The 22,191-nt window shown below is 65.8% G+C and carries 17 protein-coding genes; 12 read left to right on the top strand and 5 right to left on the bottom strand.

The genetic code is table 11. From position 1 onward, the window contains the following. Nucleotide 1 precedes the first annotated feature (1 nt). From fdhE to fdnG, 4 genes are all read right to left on the bottom strand, one after another. Nucleotides 2-985 (bottom strand): formate dehydrogenase accessory protein FdhE, encoded by a 984-nt coding sequence (gene fdhE / locus B9Y82_RS14690; RefSeq protein ID WP_100473797.1) that lies wholly within the window; start codon nucleotides 983-985, stop codon nucleotides 2-4. 364 nt (nucleotides 986-1,349) lie between these two features. Next, the gene (locus tag B9Y82_RS14685) at nucleotides 1,350-1,997 is read right to left on the bottom strand and encodes a formate dehydrogenase subunit gamma (RefSeq protein ID WP_100473796.1); all 648 of its coding nucleotides are present in this window, start codon (nucleotides 1,995-1,997) and stop codon (nucleotides 1,350-1,352) included. Continuing rightward, a complete protein-coding gene (gene fdxH / locus B9Y82_RS14680; RefSeq protein WP_100473795.1) occupies nucleotides 1,994-2,911 on the bottom strand; it encodes a formate dehydrogenase subunit beta in 918 nt (305 codons plus the stop codon). The genes B9Y82_RS14685 and fdxH overlap by 4 nt, the downstream gene beginning before the upstream one ends. A 10-nt stretch (nucleotides 2,912-2,921) precedes the next feature. Beyond that, a complete protein-coding gene (fdnG, locus tag B9Y82_RS14675) occupies nucleotides 2,922-5,990 on the bottom strand; it encodes a formate dehydrogenase-N subunit alpha (RefSeq protein ID WP_157804643.1) in 3,069 nt (1,022 codons plus the stop codon). Between the two features lie 290 nt (nucleotides 5,991-6,280). On the opposite strand from fdnG, the gene gmk reads away from it, so the two are divergent. The 5 genes from gmk (at nucleotide 6,281) to recG (ending at nucleotide 12,278) form a co-directional block, all read left to right on the top strand. Beyond that, a complete protein-coding gene (gene gmk, locus B9Y82_RS14665; protein ID WP_032956072.1) occupies nucleotides 6,281-6,946 on the top strand; it encodes a guanylate kinase in 666 nt (221 codons plus the stop codon). Between the two features lie 110 nt (nucleotides 6,947-7,056). Further along, nucleotides 7,057-7,356, top strand: coding sequence for a DNA-directed RNA polymerase subunit omega (rpoZ, locus tag B9Y82_RS14660; RefSeq protein ID WP_005410877.1), 300 nt, complete (start codon nucleotides 7,057-7,059; stop codon nucleotides 7,354-7,356). A 106-nt stretch (nucleotides 7,357-7,462) separates the two neighbouring features. Further along, a complete protein-coding gene (locus tag B9Y82_RS14655; protein WP_100473792.1) occupies nucleotides 7,463-9,625 on the top strand; it encodes a RelA/SpoT family protein in 2,163 nt (720 codons plus the stop codon). Nucleotides 9,626-9,772: 147 nt separating this feature from the next. Continuing rightward, complete coding sequence (locus B9Y82_RS14650) at nucleotides 9,773-10,159, top strand: RidA family protein (RefSeq protein ID WP_049461736.1); 387 nt, start codon at nucleotides 9,773-9,775, stop codon at nucleotides 10,157-10,159. Nucleotides 10,160-10,166: 7 nt separating this feature from the next. Further along, on the top strand, nucleotides 10,167-12,278 hold the full coding sequence (gene recG, locus B9Y82_RS14645; RefSeq protein WP_100473791.1) for an ATP-dependent DNA helicase RecG: 2,112 nt from the start codon (nucleotides 10,167-10,169) through the stop codon (nucleotides 12,276-12,278). A 115-nt stretch (nucleotides 12,279-12,393) separates the two neighbouring features. Here recG and B9Y82_RS14640 read toward each other — a convergent pair whose 3' ends face one another. Then, nucleotides 12,394-13,722 (bottom strand): Fic family protein, encoded by a 1,329-nt coding sequence (locus tag B9Y82_RS14640; protein ID WP_100473790.1) that lies wholly within the window; start codon nucleotides 13,720-13,722, stop codon nucleotides 12,394-12,396. Nucleotides 13,723-13,947: 225 nt separating this feature from the next. Here B9Y82_RS14640 and B9Y82_RS14635 point away from each other — a divergent pair, with 225 nt between their 5' ends. The 7 genes from B9Y82_RS14635 (at nucleotide 13,948) to B9Y82_RS14605 (ending at nucleotide 22,188) form a co-directional block, all read left to right on the top strand. Continuing rightward, entirely contained in the window at nucleotides 13,948-14,886 is a 939-nt protein-coding gene (locus tag B9Y82_RS14635; protein ID WP_100473789.1) for a nucleoside hydrolase, read from the top strand. A gap of 88 nt (nucleotides 14,887-14,974) precedes the next feature. Beyond that, nucleotides 14,975-15,217 (top strand): type B 50S ribosomal protein L31, encoded by a 243-nt coding sequence (locus B9Y82_RS14630; RefSeq protein WP_100473788.1) that lies wholly within the window; start codon nucleotides 14,975-14,977, stop codon nucleotides 15,215-15,217. A gap of 296 nt (nucleotides 15,218-15,513) precedes the next feature. Continuing rightward, nucleotides 15,514-16,791, top strand: a complete 1,278-nt coding sequence (locus tag B9Y82_RS14625; RefSeq protein WP_014038331.1) for a citrate synthase — start codon at nucleotides 15,514-15,516, stop codon at nucleotides 16,789-16,791. 258 nt (nucleotides 16,792-17,049) lie between these two features. Further along, nucleotides 17,050-17,412, top strand: coding sequence for a NirD/YgiW/YdeI family stress tolerance protein (locus tag B9Y82_RS14620; protein ID WP_100475242.1), 363 nt, complete (start codon nucleotides 17,050-17,052; stop codon nucleotides 17,410-17,412). A gap of 343 nt (nucleotides 17,413-17,755) precedes the next feature. Continuing rightward, nucleotides 17,756-18,265: a CS1 type fimbrial major subunit gene (locus B9Y82_RS14615; RefSeq protein WP_100473787.1), complete on the top strand. Its 510-nt coding sequence runs from the start codon at nucleotides 17,756-17,758 to the stop codon at nucleotides 18,263-18,265. A gap of 51 nt (nucleotides 18,266-18,316) precedes the next feature. Then, nucleotides 18,317-21,046, top strand: a complete 2,730-nt coding sequence (locus tag B9Y82_RS14610; RefSeq protein ID WP_100473786.1) for a TcfC E-set like domain-containing protein — start codon at nucleotides 18,317-18,319, stop codon at nucleotides 21,044-21,046. Then, entirely contained in the window at nucleotides 21,043-22,188 is a 1,146-nt protein-coding gene (locus tag B9Y82_RS14605) for a CfaE/CblD family pilus tip adhesin (RefSeq protein ID WP_100473785.1), read from the top strand. Before B9Y82_RS14610 ends, B9Y82_RS14605 begins: the two co-directional genes overlap by 4 nt. The last annotated feature ends 3 nt before the right edge of the window (nucleotides 22,189-22,191 follow it).

The raw sequence follows: 22,191 nt of genomic DNA, 5'->3' as shown, positions 1-22,191 counted from the left end.
GTCAGTCACCGTCGGACTGCCACAGCAGTGGATTCTGGCTGGCGCGTGCATAACCTTCTTCGCCCAGCAGCAGGTCCAGTGCCAGCGTGCCGAGGTCATCGGCCACCGGCTCCAGTGTGGGGTTCTTCTCCAGATACAGGATCTTGCGATAGCTGTGGCAATGTTCGCAGGTCTCGGCACGGACCGCGCTCTCGCGCACGGCCTCGCCGCTGTCGCCGTCCACATCAGCCAGGGCGCGGTAGGCGATGTCCTTGCCGGCAGCACCACACTGGCTGCACTGAACGCGCACGTAGTGCCACTGGCAGGCGCACAGCGAGCACGACAGGTAGCGGTAGGACGCATAGGGCGGCCGTGCCTGCACCGCGCTGGCCACTGGCAGCGAGCCGCACAGCGGGCACAGGCCCGGAGCATCGGCCAACGGTTTCAGGTCGGTGGGGCGGAAGCTGTCCGCCAGCACCGCCCAGTAGACCTGCAGTGCATTCATCACCAGCAGCGCAGCGACCGCATCCACCGACGGCGCGTCATCACGCTCCAGCACCGCATGCGCCTGTGCATCCAGCCACGCGTCGTCGGCAGCGGCAACGCGCTGCAGTTCCCTGCGGGTTTCCGCCGGCAGACCGGCTTCGTCGCCGCAGTGCTGGCACAGCATGCGCAGCCAGTCGCGCCAGCACCCATCCAGGTGAAGCATATTGGCTGGCCGCAACGGCATGCCGGCGCTGGCGGCCGCGCTGGACTGCTGCGCGCGCGCGTGGTCCTGCAGCGCCTCGCGTTGCTGGGGTGTCAACGCCTCCAGCAGCGCCTGCTGCGCATCGGCCAGTGCCGCCAGCAGCTGCAGGTAGCCACCAATGGCACTGTGCGCGGCCAGGCTGCGCAGACGTGCCGCGCGTGCGACGAACAGGGAAGCGACATCGGGCAGGATGATGCGCGGAACATCGCGCGAGGCGAGCGTCTCGATCTCACCGGGTTCAAGGATGCGTTGCGCCATGCAGGGCCAGCCAGGAGAACCAGCTTCCATCCTCGCTGTTGTCAGCGCTGGCGTCCAGCGCACTGCCGGCCATTTGAAATGGTTGGGGTCAGATCCGTTTTCCATAGGAAAGCGGATCTGACCCCATCGCTTGTTGCCATGTTCATTGTGTCGACCAAGGTCGACACCCACCAACAGCAGCGGGAAACTGTCGAGGGCGGGGTGGGTCAGGTTGCGGGGGCGTGAGCCGCATGGATGCGGCGACCGAGCTTACATGGATGTACTTGCAGCGCCCCCCGCAACCTGACCCACCCCGCCATCCCACGGATAGCCGCTGTTGCTGTTGCCTTGGCTCGAGGCGGGTGCAGGGCCGCAGGCCCTGCCGCTAACCCTGTTCCCGTCGTCCGCGCAGGATGTCCCGGAACCACTGCCGGTGATGCTTGTACGCCCACCCGTAGGTCACCTTGCCCTGGGTCATTGCCCGCACAGACCCCTTGATCCAGATCGCCGCATAGATGTGCACCACGATCGCGCAGACCAGCACCCAGCCGAACAGCGCATGGGCAAGTACCGAGAAGCGGATCACCCCGATCGGGAAGAAGTGGCTGAAGTACTGCCGCCAGATCACGAAGCCGGTCAGCAGCAGTGCCGACAGGCAACCAATGATCGCCCAGAACAGCAGTTTCTGGCCGGCATTGAAGCGGCCCACCGGCGGCAGCCTCTCGTCCTCGTTGCGCAGCACATCGCGCATGCCGCGCATCCACTTGCCATCATCGGCGGTCGGCAGGTTGTCGCGCCACATGCGGAACGCCAGCAACGTAAAGCCGATCACCATGGCCAAGCCGATGAACGGGTGCAGGATGCGCGTCCACGGTCCGCCACCGAACAGCTGGGTCAACGGGAACAGGGCAGGGTGGAACAACGCCAGCCCGGACAGCGCCGTCAGCACGAAGCAGATCGCCACGATCCAGTGGTTGATGCGGGTCGGCGCGCGGTAGCGGATGATCTGCCGCGGGTGCGGGGCGTACTTCATGGCCGCTGCTCCTCTTCGATCTGCTTCGCCTCGTGTTCGGCTTCCTCTTCTTCCTCGTCATTGACCGTGTTGCGGCCGATGCCGATGTAATGCAGGAAGCCGGCGAAGGCGGTGGCGGCGATCGCCAGCACGCCCAGTGGCTTGGCCACGCCCTTCCAGACTTCCACCATCGGGCTGATGCGCGGGTCCTTGGGCAGGTCGGCGTACAGCTCGGGCTTGTCCACATGCTGCAGCACGTACATCACGTGGGTGCCGCCCACACCCTGCGGGTCGTACAGGCCGGCGTTCTCGTAGCCGCGCGATTTCAGGTCTTCCACGCGGCCGGCGGCATGCTCGGTCATCGCCTGCTTGCTGCCGAAGGTGATCGCACCGGTCGGGCAGGTCTTCACGCAGGCCGGTTCCTGGCCTACCGCCACCCGGTCCGAACATAGCGTGCACTTGTAGGCCTTGTGGTCCTTCTTGGAGATGCGCGGCACGTCGAACGGGCAACCGGTCACGCAGTAGCCGCAGCCGATGCAGTTCTCTTCCTGGAAGTCGACGATGCCGTTGGCGTACTGGATGATCGCGCCCGGCGACGGGCAGGCCTTCAGGCAGCCCGGGTCGCTGCAGTGCATGCAGCCTTCCTTGCGGATCAGCCATTCCAGCTTGCCCTTCTCGTCCTCGTACTCGCGGAACTTCATCACCGTCCACGACTGTTCGCTCAGGTCGGGAGGGTTGTCATAGCTGCCGACGCAGCTGCCGACCTCGTCGCGCAGGTCGTTCCATTCCATGCAGGCGACCTGGCAGGCCTTGCAGCCGATGCACTTGCTCACATCGATCAGCTTGGCGACCTGGCCGGTGTGCGCACCGCGCGCCTCCGGCGAGGGCGTGGTGGTGGCCGAGCGGCGGATGATGTCCAGCGATTGCAGTGACATGGCGTGTCTCCTACACCTTCTCGACCTTGACCAGGATGCACTTCGATTCGGGCGTCTGCGAGTTGCCGTCACCGATGGCGTTGGTCAGCGTATTGGCGATGTATCCGGGCTTGGCCGCACCGAGGAAGCCCCAGTGGATCGGCACGCCCACCTGGTGCACGGTCCGGCCATCGATCTGCAGTGCCTTGATGCGCTTGGTCACCATCGCCACCGCTTCGATGTGGCCACGCTTGGAGCTGACCCGCACGCGGCTGCCGTTGTTGATGCCGAGCTCGTCGGCCAACGCCGCGCCGATCTCGACGAACTGCTCGGGCTGGATGATGGCGTTGAGCTTGCCGTGCTTGGTCCAGAAGTGGAAATGCTCGGTCAGGCGGTAGGTGGTGGCCACATGCGGGAACTCGTCCGGCGAACCGATCTGTGCACGATCGCTGGCGAACACCCGTGCCGCCGGATTATTCAGCGTCAGTGCCTGGCCGGGGCTGAGCGGGTTGCTGCGCAGCGGTGTATCGAAGGGCTCGTAGTGCTCCGGGAACGGTCCCTCGGCCATGCCGGCCTTGGCGAAGAAGCGGGCGATGCCTTCCGGGTTCATGATGAACGGGCCCATCCCGCCGGCCGGATCTTCATCGGCCTTGAAGTCCGGCACGTCCACACTGCCCCAGTTCTTGCCGTTCCAGGCCAGCAGCGTGCGGCGCGGATCGAACGGCTGGCCAGCCACGTCGCACGAAGCGCGGTTGTACATCACCCGGCGGTTGGCCGGCCACGCCCAGGCCCAGCCCAGCGTGTTGCCGATACCGGTGGGGTCGCTGTTGTCACGCCGCGCCATCATGTTGCCGGTCGGGCCCCAGGCGCCGATGTAGATCCAGCAGCCAGAGGAGGTGCTGCCGTCGTCGCGCAGGTCGCCGAATGCGGCCAGCTGCTCGCCGGCCTTGCGCACCAGCTTGGTCGGATCCTTCGGATCGAACACGTCGGCCAGCGCCTTGCCGTTGTATTCCATCGCCAGTTCTTCCGGCGTCGGCAGTTCCGGGTTGGAATACTTCCAGGCCAGGTCGCGCACCGGCTCCCACCATGCACCACCGTCCTTCTCGTACATCGCTTTGATGCGATGGAACAGCTCGGACATGATCTCGATGTCACTGCGCGCTTCGCCCGGCGGATTGGCGCCCTTCCAGTGCCATTGCAGCCAGCGCGAGGAATTCACCACCGCGCCGTTCTCCTCGGCGAAGGAGGTGGTCGGCAGGCGGAATACTTCGGTCTGGATCGTACTCGGATCGACGTCGTTCAACGCACCGTGGTTCTGCCAGAAAGCGATGGTCTCGGTTTCCAGCGGGTCCATGCTGACCATGAACTTCAGCTTGGAGAACGCGCTGATCAGCTTGCCCTTGTTCGGCGCCGAGGCCAGCGGATTGAAGCCCTGGCAGATGTAGCCATGGATCTTGCCCTCGTTCATCAGTTCGTACGCCTGCAGCATGTCGTACGGCTTGTCGAGCTTGGGCAGGTGGTCGAAGCACCAGTTGTTGTCGGCGGTGGCCGCGTCGCCCCACCACGACTTCATCAGGCTGACGTGGAACTTCGGGTAGTTCTGCCAGAACGACATCTGGTTGGCGCGCAGCGGCTTCTGCGTGCGCTTGGCGATGTAGGCGTCGTAGTCCTGCTCGTCCTGTTTCGGCAGCGTCAGGTAGCCGGGCAGCAGGTCGGACATCAGGCCGATGTCGGTCAGGCCCTGGATGTTGGAATGCCCGCGCAGCGCGTTCATGCCGCCACCGGCCACGCCGATGTTGCCCAGCAGCAGCTGCACCATGGTGCCGGCACGCACGTTCTGCGCGCCCACCGAATGCTGCGTCCAGCCGAGCGCGTACAGGATGGTCATCGCCTTGTCCTTGCCGGCGGTGGAGGCGATCATGTCCCACACCTGGCGGATGCTGTCGGCCGGCGTGCCGCAGATGCGTTCGACCATCTCCACGGTATAGCGCGCGTAGTGCTGCTTGAGCAGGTTGTAGACGCAGCGCGGGTCCTTCAGCGTCGGGTCGCTGCGCACGAAGCCATCGTCACCGTAGGCATAGTCCCAGCTGGAACGGTCGTAGCTGCGCTTTTCCTCGTTGTAGCCCGAATACAGGCCGTCGTTGAAAGCGAACTCGTCCTTCACCAGGAACGACATGTCGGTGTAGTTCAGCACGTACTCGTGCTGGATGCGGTCCTCGGTCAGCAGGTAGTTGATCAGGCCGCCCAGGAACACGATGTCGGTGCCGGTACGGATCGGCGCGTACACGTCGGCCACCGCGGCCGAGCGGTTGAAGCGCGGATCGACCACGATCAGCCGGGCCTTGTTGTGTGCCTTGGCCTCGGTCACCCATTTGAACCCGCATGGGTGTGCCTCGGCGGCATTGCCACCCATGATCAGGATCAGGTCGGCATTCTTGATGTCGACCCAGTGATTCGTCATCGCACCACGGCCTAGCGTCGGGGCAAGACCTGCCACCGTCGGGCCGTGTCAGACACGTGCCTGGTTGTCGAATGCCAACATGCCGAGGGAGCGCACGACCTTGTGGGTCAGCACCGCGGTTTCATTGCTGGTGGCCGAGGCCGCCAGCATGCCGGTGGTCAGCCAGCGGTTGACCGTCTGCCCGGCCTCGTTCTTCTGCACGAAGTTTGCATCGCGGTCTTCCTTCATCAGCCGCGCGATGCGGTCCAGCGCATCGTCCCAGCTCAGCCGCTTCCACTCGTTCGAGCCCGGCGCGCGGTACTCGGGGTAGAGCAGGCGCGACTTGCTGTGAATGATGTCGGCCAGGCCGGCACCCTTCGGGCACAGCGTGCCGCGGTTGACCGGGTGGTCCGGGTCGCCCTCGATATGGAAGATGCTCGGCTCGGCGTTCTTGGCACCGTCGCCGAGGCTGTACATCAGGATGCCGCAGGCCACCGAACAGTACGTACAGGTGTTGCGGGTCTCGGTCGCGCGGGTCAGCTTGTACTGCCGAACCTCCGCGAGCGCGACGCCGGGCGCGAAGCCCATCAGTGCCAGGCTGGAGCCGACCAGGGTTGTCCCGGTCACTTTCAGGAACTGGCGGCGGCTCATCGATGGCATGCCGTTCTCCTGGGATGGCGGGGAGGCGCAGGCCTCCGGGCTGTCGTTGGGTACGGCCCGGTTATAGCACAGGCCCCCGGATGCCCATGTGGCACAAGGCCCGGCGCCTGCCGGGAGGGCGCGCAACGGGGTTGCTCTGGTAAAGTTGCGTGCCCGCACCCCGGGGAAGCGTCTGCCGGGCCTGGTTCCAGGATGTTCCGCGCAGCTCCCGCCGTCCTGGCGCGATCCTCCGCGCCGGATCTGGAACACCGAGGAAAAATTTTGCGAAATCAACCCGTTGGATCCCCCGCATGAGCGCTCCGTCGAAGCCGTCGGACGCCGTTGCGCGCGGCACGCTGTACATCGTTGCCGCGCCGTCCGGCGCCGGCAAGAGCAGCATCGTCAACGCCACCCTGGCGCGTGACCCGCAGATCGCCCTGTCGATCTCCTTCACCTCGCGCGCGATGCGCCCGGGTGAAGTGAACGGCCAGCACTACCATTTCGTCTCTGCGGAGAGGTTCGAGGAAATGATCGCCGCCGGCGACTTCTTCGAGCATGCCTGGGTGCACGGCGACTGGAAGGGCACCGCCCGCCAGTCGGTGGAGCCGCAGCTGGCTGCCGGCCAGGACGTGCTGCTGGAAATCGACTGGCAGGGCGCGCAGCAGGTGCGCCAGCTGGTGCCGGGCACGGTCACCGTGTTCATCCTGCCGCCGTCCAAGCAGGCCCTGCAGGACCGCATGCGCAAGCGCGGCCAGGACAGCGAGGCGGTCATCGCCCAGCGCCTTGGCGCGGCCCGCGACGAGATGCTGCACTTCAATGAGTTCGACTACGTCATCGTCAACGAGGTCTTCGACACCGCCGTCGATGAGCTGTGCGCCATCTTCACCGCCAGCCGCCTGCGCCGGGAGGCCCAGAAGGTCCGCCACGCCGGCCTGATCCAGGCCCTGCTGACCCCCGATCCGGGTGCAACTGACTGATTCCAAAAGAATCGGGTGGGGGTTGGCTTGATTTTGTCCAGCCCCTGCCGGTACACTTCGCCCCCTTTCCCTCATTCGACTGAGCGGCCGACCGGTCGCCGGGAGCCCGTATGGCCCGCATCACCGTAGAAGATTGCCTGGAAGTCGTTAACAACCGTTTCGAACTGGTCATGATGGCTTCCAAGCGTGCCCGCCAGCTCGCCAACGGCGTGCAGGCCACGCTGGACAACAGCGAGACCGAGGACAAGCCGACCGTGCTGGCGCTGCGCGAAATCGCCGCCCGCAAGATCGACAACGCGCTGATCGACGAAGTCGAGAAGGCCGAGCGTGAGCGCGCCGAGCGCGAAGCGCTGGAGTGGGCCGCCGCAGAAGTGGTCGCCGACGAAGACATGTCCAAGAACGACGATTGATCGCATCGATCAACGTAATCGTTGGATGTGCCGAACAGCCCGCCCCGTGCGGGCTGTTTCGCATTCAGGATTTGCCGTAAACGTCGCGCTGGAATAGGCTGCGGGCATGAACCCAGGCCCCACTGCCAAGGTCGCCGCAGCCCCCACTGCCGCCGTACCCGACTACGTCCTCCAGCTTGAACGCGCCGCCCATTACCTGCCGCCGGAACAGCTGCCGCTGTTGCGCCGTGCCTGGGAAGTCGGAGCCTCCGCGCACGCTGGGCAGACGCGCAAGTCGGGCGAGCCCTATATCACCCATCCGGTGGCCGTGGCCCAGGTGCTGGCCGAGCTCGGCCTGGACGTGGAAGCGCTGATCGCCGCGATCCTGCACGACACCATCGAAGACACGCCGCTGACCCGCGAGGCATTGGCCGCCGAGTTCGGCGAAGCCGTGGCCGAACTGGTCGACGGCGTCACCAAGCTGGACAAGCTGAAGTTCCGCGACCGCCAGGAGGCGGCCGCCGAGAGCTTCCGCAAGATGCTGCTGGCGATGTCGCGCGACCTGCGCGTGATCATGATCAAGCTGGCCGATCGCCTGCACAACATGCGCACGCTGGGCGCGCAGAGCCGCGAGGCACGCGGCCGCATTGCCCGCGAGACGCTGGAGATCTACGCGCCCATCGCCCAGCGCCTGGGCATGAGCCTGGTCAAGAGCGAGCTGCAGAACCTCGGTTTCAAGGCGCTGTACCCGTGGCGCCACGCCATCATCGAAAAACACATCCGCAGCCAGCCGGTGGTGCGCCGCGAGGCGATGGCGCAGGTGGAGGTGCAGTTGTCGCAACGCTTGGCCAAGGAGGGGATCGAGCATCGGCTGATCAGCCGCATCAAGACCCCGTGGAGCATCTACAACAAGATGCGCGACGAGAACAAGACCTTCGACCAGGTGATGGATGTGTTCGGCTTCCGCCTGGTGGTGCGCAGCGTACCCAGCTGCTACCACGCGCTGGGTTCGGTGCATGCCACCTTCAAGCCGCTGGATGGCCGCTTCCGCGATTTCATCGCCATTCCCAAGGCCAACGGTTACCAGTCGCTGCACACCGTGCTGTTCGGGCCGTATGGCTCGCCGATCGAAGTGCAGATCCGTACCGAGGAGATGGACCTGATCGCCGAGCGCGGCGTGGCCGCGCACTGGACCTACAAGTTCGGTGGCGATTCGCCCAACAGTGCGCAGAGCCGCGCGCACGCCTGGATCGTCGAGCTGATCGACTCGCAGCGCGCCGCCGGTTCCTCGCTGGAATTCCTCGACAACGTCAAGGTCGACCTGTTCCCGGACGAGGTCTACCTGTTCACGCCGAAGGGCAAGATCCTGGCCCTGCCGCGCAACTCGACCGCGCTCGATTTCGCCTACGCCGTGCATACCGACGTCGGCAACATGGCGGTGGCCTCGCGCGTGGACAAGAAACTGGTGCCACTGCGCACCAAGCTGGTATCGGGCCAGTCGGTGGAGATCATCACCGCGCGCTCGGCCACGCCGAAACCGCAGTGGCTGGAATTCGTGGTCACCAGCAAGGCGCGCACCGCCATCCGCCACCAGCTCAAGCAGCTGGAGCACGAAGACGCCGTGCAGCTGGGCCACCGCATGCTCGACCGGGCGCTGGAAGCGATGGATTCGTCGCTGGAGCGGCTGCCGAAGGGGCGCCTGGATGCGTTCCTGGTCGAACACCGCTTCCCCCGCCTGGAGGCGCTGCTGGCCGAGGTCGCGCTCGGCAACTGGATGCCGACCCAGGCCGCGCAGGCGTTGATGGCCTACGCCGAACTGCGGGGCGGCCCGCATTCGCGCCACCACTCGCAGGAAAAGATCCTGATCAACGGTAGCGAGCGCGGCGTGGTCACCTTCGCCGGCTGCTGCCAGCCGATTCCCGGCGACGAGATCATGGGCTACCACACCGCCGGCAAGGGCATCGTGGTACACCGCATGGACTGCCCGAACCTGGCCGAGCTGCGCAAGTCGCCCGAGCGCTGGGTGCCGATCGGCTGGGACACCACCGTCTCCGGCGATTACGACACCTCGCTGGTGGTGGAAGTGGAGAACGGCACCGGCGTGCTGGCGCAGCTGGCCGCCGCCATCGCGCAGAGCCATTCCAACATCGAGCGCGTGGACTACCTGGACCGCGATTTCAACGCCGCCGTGCTGGCGTTCAACATCCAGGTACGCGATCGCAACCACCTGGCCGAGGTCATGCGCCGCCTGCGCCGCCTGTCGGTCGTGCAGTCGGTGCGCCGCCAGTAGGTCCACGCCAGGCGTGGATGATGTCCCGCGCACACGACGCATGGGATCGGATCCATTTCCCGCCGGGAAACGGATCCGATCCCAGCCGATACCGCCCCCACCCGGTACAATCACCGCTCTGTTTTCCCCCAAGCACCGGAGCGTCCCATGTCCCGCCAGATCATCAACACCGAAAAGGCTCCCGCCGCCATCGGCCCGTACTCGCAGGCCGTGCGCGCCGGCAACACTGTGTACTTCTCCGGCCAGATCCCGCTCGACCCGGCCACCGGCGATGTCGTTGGCGCTGGTGACGTCGAAGCACAGGCCCGCCGCGCCTTCGACAACCTCAAGGCCGTGGCCGAAGCCGCTGGCGGCTCGCTGGACAAGGTCGTGCGCCTGGGCCTGTACCTGACCGACCTGGGCGAGTTCGCCAAGGTCAACGCGGTCATGCAGGACTACTTCCAGGCGCCGTATCCGGCCCGTTCCACCATCGAAGTCTCCGGCCTGCCGAAGGGCGCCAACTTCGAGGTCGACGCGGTGATGGTCATCGACTGACCGCCACGTGGCACGCAAGGCGGCGGTCACCCCGGTCCTGTCACCGTCCGGCGAAGCATCCCTGGCGATGCTTGCGGGCGTGGGCCCGGCCGTGGCCGCCAAACTGCAGGCGCGTGGCCTGGCCACCCTGCAGGATCTCTGGCTTCATCTGCCGCTGCGCTATGAAGACCGGACCCGGCTGACCCGCATCGAAGACCTGCGCAACGGCGTGCCGGCGCAGGTGGAAGGGCGGGTGGTCGCGGTCGAGCGTGGCATGCGTTACCGGCCGATGCTGAAGGTCGCGGTGGAGGACGAAGGGCAGGGCACCCTGGTGCTGCGCTTCTTCCATTTCCGCCAGCAGCAGGTCGGCCAGTTCGCGGTCGGCAACCGGCTGCGCTGCTTCGGCACCCCCAAGCCCGGTCATCTTGGCCTGGAAATCGTCCATCCCAGCTACCAGGTGCTGGGCCGCAACGACGATCCCGAACTCGGCGACCGCCTCGACCCGGTGTACCCCACCGTCGAAGGCGTGGGCCCGATGACGATGCGCAAGCTGATCGGCCAGGCCCTGGATCGCCTGCCCGAGGAAAGCACGCTGGAACTGCTGCCCAGCGGCTGGCTGGATGGCCTCGGCCTGCCGTCGCTGCGCAGTGCGTTGCTGACCGTACACCGTCCGCCGCCGGATGCCGATCTGGCCGCGTTGGCAGCAGGCACGCACCCGGCGCAGCGTCGCCTGGCGATGGAAGAACTGCTGGCCCATCACCTCAGCCTGCGTCGCCAGCGCATTGCCTTGCAGGCGCACCATGCGCCTCCGCTGGCCGGCCCCGGCACGCTGGCCAAGGCGCTGCTGAAGCAGCTGCCGTTCGCGCTGACCGGCGCGCAGGAGCGCGTGTTCAAGCAGATCCGCGAGGACCTGGCGCGGCCCAGCCCGATGCTGCGGCTGGTGCAGGGCGATGTCGGCTCCGGCAAGACCGTGGTGGCCGCACTGGCCGCGATGCTGGCGGTGGAGCAGGGCAAGCAGGTCGCATTGGCCGCCCCCACCGAACTGCTGGGCGAGCAACATCTCAACAACCTGCGTGGCTGGCTGGAACCGCTGGGCGTGCGCATCGCCTGGCTGGCCGGCAAGGTCACCGGCAAGGCGCGCGCCAAGGTGATGGAACAGGTCGCCAACGGCGAAGCGCAGGTGGTGGTCGGTACCCATGCACTGATGCAGGAAGCGGTTGTATTCCAGGATCTGGCCCTGGCCATCGTCGATGAGCAGCACCGCTTCGGCGTGCACCAGCGGCTGGCCCTGCGCGACAAGGGCGCGGGCGGCAACAGTGTGCCGCACCAGCTGGTGATGACCGCCACGCCGATTCCGCGCACGCTGGCGATGTCCGAATACGCGGATCTGGATGTCTCGGCCATCGACGAACTGCCGCCAGGCCGCACGCCGGTGCAGACCGTCGCACTCAACAATGACCGCCGTCCGGAGCTGATCGAACGCATCGCGCTGGCCTGCCAGGAAGGGCGGCAGGTGTACTGGGTGTGCACGCTCATCGAGGAAAGCGAGGAGCTGGATGCAACGCCCGCGCAGGCCACCTTCGAATCGCTGCAGGCGCTGCTGCCGGGCGTGCGCGTTGGGCTGGTGCATGGCCGCCTGAAGGCCGCGGAGAAGCTGGCGACGATGGTGGCGTTCAAGGCCGGCGACATCGACCTGCTGGTCGCCACCACCGTCATTGAAGTGGGCGTGGACGTGCCGAATGCCTCGTTGATGGTGATCGAGAACGCCGAGCGCCTGGGCCTGGCCCAGCTGCACCAGCTGCGCGGCCGCGTCGGCCGTGGTTCGGCGGTGTCGCGCTGCGTGCTGCTGTACCAGGCGCCGCTCTCGCAGATGGCGCGCGAGCGCCTGCAGACCATGCGCGAAACCAACGATGGTTTCGTCATCGCCGAGAAGGATCTGGAGCTGCGTGGCCCGGGTGAACTGCTGGGTACGCGCCAGACCGGCCTGGCCGGTTTCCGCATTGCCGACCTGGCCCGCGACGCCGGCCTGCTGCCCGGCGTGCACGCGCTGGCCGAGCGCCTGCTGGACCAGCAACCCGCGCTGGCCGACCGCGTGGTGCAGCGCTGGATCGGCACGGCCGTGCGCTACGCCTCGGCGTAAGTGAGGTGTCAGATCCCTTTGCACTGCAAAGGGCTCTGACCCCATGTCCCGGCGCTCATCCACGCCGCATGGGTGGGTGTGGACCTTGATCCATACATCCACGCATGGCGTGGATCTACAGCGCCAAACGTTCCGACAGGCCGGGAAGCACGAGATACTCGGAGGCCTTCCCGACGCGCTCTTTGCTGACAAGCCCAGACGCCACCAATCCATTCAGATCCTTCAACGCGGTCGGATAGGTAATGGTGTGTGCCGCCTGGTGGCTGGCGACGGTGTAGGTCCGGTCAGGATCCTTCAGCGCGTTGGCCAGCAAGGCGCGCTGACGATGATTGAGCTGCACGCCGCCAAGCCGGGCGGTTCGCAACATGCGTCGCGCTGCCTGATCCTCTGCATGCTTCCTGGCGATGTAGGCATGCAAGCCCTGGATCGATTGCTCAATGACCTCCAGTTGTTGCGCCACGAAGTAGCCAAGATCCCGATTGTCACTTTCGGTGTAGAGGTAGGCCCGCATGTACTTGCCTGGGGACTTCTTCAGCACGCTGGAAATGGAGAAATACTCAGTCATCCAGTACCCGGCATTCATCATCGCCCAGTAAAACAGTGCGCGCGCCGTACGGCCATTGCCATCCACGAAAGGATGGTCGTAGCCAATCTGGAAATGCAGTGCGATGGCTTTGGCGACAGGATGGATGAACGGTGTGCTTTCCTCATTGATGAACGTGCACAGCCGCTCGATCCGCGCAGGCACTTCCTCGGCCGGAGGAGGGATGTGCAGCAGCGTAGGTGGTGAGCCGCGATCGAAGATCGCAACGTTGTCTTCGGCGGTTCTGAAACGCCCGCTGTCGGTGGGTAGCTCCAGTGTGCCGTCGGTGAGGATGCTGTGCAGCTCCAGAATCTCGCCGGGAGTGATCGGGCGTATGCCGCGCTCGCGGATCACGTTCATTGCCACGTAGTTGTTGTAGATCATGCGCTCGGACTGGTCGCGCGGCGCACGGCCCGTGCTGAGCATTTCCTTCGCCACGGCCCGTGTGGTCGAGGCGCCCTCCAACTGCGATGAGGTCATCGCTTCCTCAATCAGCGAGCGGATCAGGAACCGTCCTTGGCCGCTGGCGGCATCCACACCCTTCACCGAGCCTGCGGCCTCCCGGTCGATGTAATGCAGGTGCCGCTGCATCGAATCGGTGAGTGCGAGCTTGAAGGGTTGCTGCGTCTTGTCCAGCAACAGCGGTAGCGGCTTCAGCAATGCTGCGCGCGTCCACGTGATGCCCAGCCACCACTGCTCCGCGTTCAGGCCCGCCGGTGGCGCTCTGTGGCGGACTCTGTCCCAATGCTCATAGGCGCCGTTCACCTCGGGCCCGATCCGGGCGTCCAGGATGGTACCGAGGGTCTCCATGTACTTCCGGGTGAGGGTTGCCAGATCGGGAGCTGGCGCGGGCAGCTTCATGGTTGTTTTCTATAAAATGTGCATAACTTTTTATAGCAAATGATGTTGGGCGCTCCAAGCGACCCGGAACTAAAATCTGTTCATGTTCGTGAGTGCGCTGGCCAGGGCGTTGGTGGGGGCAACGGATCCAACCCTCTCCCCCACATCTTTGCCGCTGGGGCAGGCCGGTATTGCAACGGTCATCATCCCGGTCCACACTTCGTTGCCGATCTGAAGACGGCAACGATGACCCACAAGATCCCCCTGTTGATCGACACCGACCCCGGTGTGGACGACGCCCTGGCCCTGCTGATGGCCTTTGCCGATGAACGGCACGATGTGGTCGCCCTGACCATCGCCGCCGGCAATGTCGGCCTGCAGTACACCGTCCGCAACGCCCTCAAGCTCTGCGATATCGTTGGCCGCGCCGACGTGCCGGTGTTTGCCGGAAGCCCGGATCCGCTGCTGCATCCCTCCGTCGACGCTGCCCACGTGCATGGCCGTGATGGCTATGGCGACGTGGACCTGCCGCCGCCGAGCCGCCAAGCTGAAGCCGAGCACGCTGCGCTGGCCATCCTGCGCCTGTCGCACGAGCATGCCGGCGAACTGATGCTGGTGATGCTTGGCCCGCTGACCAACCTGGCGCTGGCACTGAAGCTGGACCCGACCCTGCCCCAGCGCATCAAGCGCATCGTGGTGATGGGCGGGGCGGTCACCTGCCACGGCAACATCACCCCGGCGGCCGAATTCAACATCGCCTTCGATCCGGAAGCGGCGCACGTGGTGTTCACCTCGTTCAAGCACCTGCTCGTGTCGGACTGGGAGGCTACCGTCGCCCACGGCCTGCCGCTGGAAGAAGCCGAGAAGTGGCTGCAGGCCGACTCCGATCGCGCCCGCTTCTATGAGCTGATCTCGCGCAAGACCCGTGCCCTGTCCGAAGACAGCAAGGGCGGCCGCTGGTACACCGCCGATGCGGTTGCCATGGCCTGGGCGCTGAACCCGGAAGGGCAGTTGCAGGTCGAATCGCGGCCGCTGAACGTGGAGCTGAACGGCACGTTCAGCCGCGGCGCCACCATCGTCGACTGGAACCGCCAGACCGGCCAGCCGGACAACTGCGATCTGCTGATGGCCTACGACCAGCAGCGTTTCGAGGCCCTGGTACGCCACGCCCTGGGCGCGAACTGAAGCCGATCGACCGGCACCGGTTGCCCCGGGCGGCAACCGGTGCTTATAATGCCGCTCTTGACCACCAGCCCATTTACGGTGTGAGCCCATGAAGGCCGATATCCATCCGAACTACCGCGACGTCGTCTTCCATGACGTCACCTCCGATTTCAAGTTCCTGACCCGCTCGACCATGGGCACGAAGGAAATCATCCAGTGGGAAGACGGCAACGAATACCCGCTGGTCAAGGTTGAAATTTCCTCTGCTTCGCACCCGTTCTACACGGGCAAGCACAAGGTCATCGACACCTCGGGCCGTATCGACAAGTTCCAGAAGCGCTACGCGCGCTGATCTGTCGATCCCGCTTCGAACCGACGGCCGCGCTCTGCGCGGCCGTTTGTTTTTCCCCGACGCCTACCCAACGGGCGTTTGGATGGGCGGAACACTGCGTTCGTATGACAACGCTTTTGCCGATCCGGGCCGCTTGCTGGCCGGGTTCTGGCCGCCTGCCGTCTACGACTTCTGTCTAGCGCCGGGCAAATGCTGCTGTGCGATAATGGCGTGATCCACGACACAGGTCGTGGACGTCATTCACGTGCCTGACCAATGCGCTTGGGCAGGCGCCTTCCCATGAAGGAGCGCACACAGTGTCCGATCTTGATCAGGTCACGCTCAACGCCGGCGATAAGTCGGTCGTTCTGCCCGTCATCAAACCCACCCTTGGCAACGACTGCGTCGACATCGCGAAGCTGACCAAGGAAACGGGGTTCTTCACCTACGATTCCGGCTTCACCGCGACGGCCAGCTGCAAGTCCGCCATCACCTACATCGACGGCGACAAGGGCGTGCTGCTGTACCGCGGCTACCCGATCGAACAGCTGTCGGAAAAGTCGAGCTACGTCGAAGTGGCCTACCTGCTGATCAACGGCGAGCGCCCGAGCGCCGAGCAGCTGAAGGCCTTCACCGATGAGCTGACCGCCGAAGCCAACGTCGATGATTCGATCAACACCCTGATCGGCAGCTTCGCCAAGGATGCCCACCCGATGGCCATCCTGGCGGCCGCGATCGCGCAGCTGTCGGCCATCTACCACGACTCGCTGGACCTGTCCGACGCAGAACAGCGCCGCCAGGCCGCCGTGCGCCTGATCGCCAAGGTGCCGACCCTGTCGGCGCTGATCTACCGCCACGGCAAGGGCCTGCCGGCCAACAAGCCGGACACCTCGCTGGACTACGTCAGCCGCTTCCTGAAGCAGACCTTCGAGTCGGCTGACGGCCAGTACGATCTGAACCCGGATGTGGTCAAGGCGCTGGACCTGCTGTTCATCCTGCACGCCGACCACGAGCAGAACGCCTCGACCTCGACCGTGCGCCTGGTCGGCTCGACCGGCGCCAACCCGTACGCGTCGGTCGCCGCTGGCGTCACCGCGCTGTGGGGTCCGGCCCACGGCGGTGCCAACGAAGCCGTGCTGAAGATGCTGGAAGAGATCGGCAGCGCCGACAACGTCGAGTCCGCCGTGGTCAAGGCCAAGGACAAGACCTCCGGCTTCCGCCTGATGGGCTTCGGCCACCGCGTCTACAAGAACTTCGACCCGCGCGCCAAGGTCATCGGCGAGATGACCAGCAAGGTGCTCAAGCAGCTGGGCGTGCAGGACCCGCTGCTGGACGTGGCCGTGAAGCTGGAACAGGCCGCGCTGCAGGACGAGTACTTCGTTGCCCGCAAGCTGTACCCGAACGTCGATTTCTACAGCGGCATCATCTACAAGGCGCTGCAGATCCCGACCGAAATGTTCACCGTCATGTTCGCCCTGGGCCGTACCTCCGGCTGGGTCTCGCATTGGCTGGAACAGCAGGTTGATCCGGAAATGAAGATCGGCCGCCCGCGCCAGGTCTACACCGGCAGCGACGTGCGCGACTACCAGGGCTGATCGCCCCGCGTAGGTTGTGCCAAGAACGCCCCGCATCCGCGGGGCGTTTTTTTTGGGGGAGCGGACCTGACAGGTGCGGACCGTGGGACCGCACGATCCTCTGGGGTCGAGCACGGACTCGCCGCTGCACGCGCGCGCTTCAGGATCTGAATGCTTTCTGACAATGAATGTCGCTTTCACATCTTTTCGGATCTATTGCATAGGCATCACATCCGAGGCGATAGAACCTGCGGGTACCACTCAACCATGGAGAACACCATGAACCGACTGCTTGCCGTTGCCCTCATCGCCACGCCGCTGGCCGTGCTGAGCCCGCAGGTGTCCGCGCAGTACACCGGCCCAGGCGCAGGAACCGCTGTCAGTACCGTCAACGACGCGCGCGCCCAGCGCGACGACCACCCGGTGGTGCTGCGTGGCAACCTCGTCACCAAGCTTGGTCACGAGCGCTACCAGTTCCGCGATGCGAGCGGCCAGATCGAAGTGGAGATCGACGACGAAGACATGCCGCCGCAGGCCGTCGGTGCCGATACCGTGGTCGAGCTGCGTGGCAAGGTCGATACGCATCGGTTCAAGCCGACCGACATTGATGTTGATCACGTTACCGTGGTGCCCGCGGGCTGAGGCTCGCTTGTGGTGGCGACATGGCGTGAGTCGAGCCACGCTCGACTCACGCGCCAAGCGCGTATCAGAAGAGCAGCCGACTAACAGTCGACTCTACAAAAGCAAGGCAATGAGGTTTCTTGCATTCCACAAATGAGGGGAATTGCATAACTCTCAAACGTTGAACGCCCTCAAGGATTCTCCTTAACGTTCAGTGTTTTAGGAAAGCTTGAATGGTCTGCATAGCAAGGGGTTTCTAACATTCTCTCCGTCGCCCGCACCCATCCCCGCGGGCGGCGCTTCCCTCCCTTTTCTCCTTGGGGAGGGGAGCTTTCATATTCCCCCTTGTCCGAGAGAGACAACAATGCACGCCATTCTCAAGAAGGCCGCGCTCGCTGCAGCGCTGGCCACGGCTTCGCTGTCCGCGCATGCCGTGGAAACCAAGATCTCCGTCTACGCCGACGTCGACCCGACCCTGGCCCTGCTGCGTGATGACGGTACTCCGCTGCCGGATATGGTCACCCTGACCCACGACCCGCTGCGCGGGCTGATCCCGGATACCCAGCGTGTGCGTATCCATTCCAATGATGAGAAGGCCGACATCGAGGCCCGTATCGACGGCCCATTCGTCCTGGCCAACGAGACCGGCACCGTCACCATCCCGATGACCGTCAGCCTGAACAATCGCACGCTGGATGCCACTGCGATCGAGTACAAGGCGGCTGATCTGTTCACGGGTGCTGGCTCTACCCCGGGCGCCTCGATTTCGATGCCGTTGACCATCGCCCAGACTACCCCGGCGCCGATCACCACCAAGGGCCGCTACGGCGGCATCGTCAGCGTCGTGCTGAACCAGAAGGCCACCACGCCTTAATTCCCGCGCCGGCCCGCACGCCGGGCCGGCTGCTTTTCCAGCGGTACCCCCATGACATCACACGCCCCCGCCATCACCCGGCTGGCGGTCGCGCTCGCCCTGGCGTTGTCCACTCCACTGGTGGCCGCACGCGGCGTCCCGCCCGGCTTCGAGGATCTGGTCGAAGGCCAGACTGAACAACTCGACATCCAGCTGTTCGGCCGCTCGGCCGGGCTGTCGCCGGTGCGCGTGACCCTGGAGCACGTACAGCTGGAAGATCCCGCCCGCGTACTGCAGGCGCTGGACCTGCCCGCCGAGGCGCAGGCCGCGCTGCTGCCCGCATTGTCACAGCCCATGCCGCGCAACAGCCACCTGGCCTGCCGCTACGGTGGCGCCACCGCCGGCTGCGGTTATCTCGATCCACCGGAAGACCCCGCCGCCGTGCGCGCGCTGTACGACGAAGGCGAGGGCGCGCTGCGCCTGTTCGTCGCCCGCCAGTGGATTCCCGGCAAGCCGGCCGCCGAGCGCTTCCACCGCGTCAGCGCCAACGCCGAGAACGCCTTCCTGCACCAGCAGGTGATCAATGTGAGTGGCAGCCGCGACTACCAGACGCTGTCCGCGCGAGGCACCGGCGTGCTGGGCCTGTTTGATCGCGGGCATGTCTCCGCCGAATGGAACTTCAACCAGCAGCGCTACCGCAGCCGCGGCAGTGACAGCGCCTTCGAGTTCGACAACGTCTATTACCGCCACGACCTGGGGCAGGCGCATTATCTGCAGGCCGGGCGCATGGATCGCCGCAACCTGTCCAGCCCACAGGGCGGCACCTTCAGTTTCAGCATGCTGCCGCTGGACCGCTTCCAGGGCCTGCGAGTGGGCACCACCCAGGCCTACGTGGACGCTGATGCTGCCGTGCAGGCCACGCCGCTGACAGTACTGCTGGCGCGCGACGCACGCGTGGATGCCTACGACGGCACGCGCCTGCTGCAGACCTTCTACCTGCAGGCCGGCATCAACCAGATCGACACCCGCAACTTCCCGTTCGGCAACTACAACATCACCCTGCGCATCTACGAAGATGGCGTGCTGGTGCGCAGCGAAGACGCGCCGTTCGACAAGGGCGGCGACTGGACCAACAGCCAGTGGCAGTGGTTCGTGCAGGGCGGCAAGCGCAGCGAGCGCCGCAGTGATCGCTTCGATGGCGAACGCGTGGCGGTGGCTGGCATGCGTGTGCCGCTGGGCCGCGACGTGGCGGTGGTGGCCGGCGCTGCCGACCTCGGCGGCTTCCGCTACGGCGAACTGCGCGTGGACCTGCGCCGCCTGTACGCCACCCAGGAACTGCGCGCCAGCTTTGGCGGCATGCGCGGCAGCGATGGCAGCACCGGCCAGCAACACCAGCTGTCGTACCGCCGCACCGCGTCCTGGAACATCTACCAGCAGCGCATGCGCGGCAAGGCCTGCCAGTTCGAGGCCGACGCGCGCGACCAGTTGGGTTGCACCAACTCGCTCAGCGCCTCGATGGCGCTGCCGCTGGCCGGTGGCAGTGCCTATGTGGGCTACACGCGGCGCCAGACCTGGCGCGCAGGACGGATCCTGCCGGGCGCAGAAGACGATCCGCTGGCCGGGCTGGACCCGTTGCTGCCGCCGCCGGCACCGTGGCAGCGGCGCGAGCCGCAGCTCAGCCGCACCTGGCAGGCCAGCTTCAGCCGCAGCCATCGCTGGCAGGATTTCAGCGTCTCCACGCGCCTGGGCGTGTGGCAGCAGCGTGCCAGCGACAGCCTGCGCGGGAGTGATCAACGCGACCGTGGCATCTACTTCAACCTGAGCCTGACCCGCCTGCTGCGCGGCACCGCCGGCAGCGGCCAGCGCCGCTACAGCGTGGACGTGCGCCAGCCGCAGCATCAGCGCCCAGACATCAATTACAGCGTCGGCCACAGCCTGCGCCAGGACGTGGACGCGCAGTACCGCGAGCTGTCGGCCGAACTGCGCGCCAACAACAGCGACCGCTACAGCGCCACGCTCAGCGGCCAGCTGCAGAACAGCCTGGGCCAGAGCGGCGCCACGCTGGCGCACTACCAGCAGCGCGGCCGCAGCGAGACCGCCTACAGCGGCATGCACAGCTCCGGTTTCGCACTGGGCAAGCGCGGCTTCTACTGGAGCGGCAGCAGCGGTGCCGACGCCGGCCTGGCCGTGCAGGTGGCCGACACCGATGACGTCGACTTGCGCGGCGTGGCGGCCGAACTGCAGGTGGGCGGCCTGCGCCGCCAGCGCCTGCAGATCGGCGAGCGCCGATTGCTGCCGCTGTCGTCGTACCAGTCGCACCGCGCCGAAGTACAGGATGCCAGCACGCTGGACAGCATCGCCGCCATCCGCGTGACTGGCGTGGGCGGTGCACGCCCAATGTTCCTCAGCCCCGGCCGCCTGATGCGCATGCCGGTGCCGATCGAGGTGACCTACACCTTCATCGGCAACGCCAAGGATCTTGCCGGAGCGCCGCTGGGCGGCGCCCGCATCCTCAACGCGCCGGTGCCCGGCACCAGCGCCAACGGCGGCTTCGTTGCCGACTTCCCGCGTCGCGAGACAACGCTGTACCTGCTGCAGGACGACCGCCTGCTGCACTGCCCGCTGCAGGTGCGCGAGCGCCGCCAGGTGGTGCTGCTGGTCGGTGCCGTGCACTGCGAGCCGCTGGCCGTGGCCCAGCTGCCGCCGCAGATCCGCCAGCAGGCCCGCGTGACCCGCCTGCTGCAGGAACGCGCGTTGATTGCCGCCACGCCCCAGACCGCTGCTGCAGGAGGAACGCCATGAACCGGCGTGTGTTGTTGGTGTTGATGCTGATGTGTGCGCTGGTGGTGTTGGCGCCCAGGGCGTGGGCGCAGTGGCCGCCGGAAACGCACCCGACGGATCAGAGCAGGGACATCGTGATGTCGTGGGATCGCTCGGCGGTGCCGGGTGATGTGGAGCTGTGGGCGCCGCGGACGGTGTTGGGGTTCAGCCACGACCTCGCGCTGAAGTATGGGCAGATCCATGTGGTTTGTGGGTCTGCTTCTGATGCTGAGTTTGGGCGGTGTCCAACAGTAGGCGAGCCCTCCCTTGCATCCGGAGCATCTGAAGTTGTGCTGCGTCTTGCAGAGCGCAGGACGGGGCTGATTGCGGAAGTCCGTGCAATTGGAAGCATGCGGAGAGTCATGTCAGGACGGATATGCACTGGTGACTTCTGGCACGACCGGGTGCGCCCCTTAGACTCAGCATTCTGGTTTCGATGCGGCGTAGGGGGAGGCGCAGATGATCCGCTTGGAACCGGCGTCGAGCTGATCCTGCCTCAGCGCGAGATCTCGCGGCTCGTCGCTGGCCACTGGAAGGCTACGATGCGCCTGAACATCAAAGCCGACCCTGCCGCAGCACCAGTAGCCACAGCCACCTTCAATTTCGATTTCACCGTCACCGACTACGACGCGATATCGATCTACTTCCCCGGCTTCGACGGCGTTGCACCGCTGGTCAACATGGACCTGCGCTACGACCCCATTCGCAAGGTCGTCGCCGGGCGCAAGGACGTGGACATGTGCCTCTACGACGGCGTGGGTTCGCAGAGCGAATTCCTCGGCGTCACCGTGCGCGACAGCGGGCCGCGCCCACCGCCGGGGCGCGACTTCGCGGTCTGGCATCAGGACGGCGGCAGCGACGACACCCAGCGCCTCGACTACCAGGTCGGCCTGAACTACGGCGGCAACCTGCTGGCGATGAAGCACGGCGAAGAACAGCTGCTGCGCGGCATCGACAGCGCGCAACTGCGCATGGTGCTGCTACCCGGCATCAGCCAACCCGTGTACTGCGTGCCCACGCCACTGACGCTGGAAACGCCGCCCACACCCATCGCCAGCAAACGCCCCGGTCTCTACGAGGGCGAGCTCACGGTAGAGCTGCGCGTGCCGACCGCCAAACCCTGATCA

Origin of the sequence: Stenotrophomonas maltophilia (assembly GCF_002799155.1) — a bacterium.
GTDB classification, from domain to species: domain Bacteria; phylum Pseudomonadota; class Gammaproteobacteria; order Xanthomonadales; family Xanthomonadaceae; genus Stenotrophomonas; species Stenotrophomonas maltophilia_R.
Note: the sequence above shows the minus strand (reverse complement) of the source record. Positions and strands in the feature narration are given on the sequence as shown.